The following is a 244-nucleotide window of genomic DNA, read 5'->3' as shown; positions in this document are numbered from 1 at the left end:
TAGAGGATTCAGTTTAGATACTAGTTGAAAATCTTCTTTTTTTGCATATTGGATATTATCTTTTTCTGAATAAGCTGTATCACCAATGATTCTATCAATTGTCATGCCTGCATCTTTACTTTTCTCACCAGTAGTAACAATCGCAGCTGTAATAATCCGTTCATCGCTCATGGCTATATGTGTTTTAAATCCAAAGAAAGAAGAATCAGCTGTTTTGTGTCCTACACGTGCATCTGGATCAGTA

At 34.8% G+C, this 244-nt stretch carries 1 pseudogene; it reads right to left on the bottom strand.

What is annotated here, in order from left to right:
- Positions 1 to 244 (bottom strand): annotated as a pseudogene (locus K9V48_RS28845) (IS5/IS1182 family transposase); the annotation flags it as partial.

This window comes from Metabacillus rhizolycopersici, assembly GCF_020075705.1.
The sequence above is the reverse complement of the archived record's forward strand: the minus strand, read 5'-3'. Positions and strand labels throughout refer to the sequence as shown.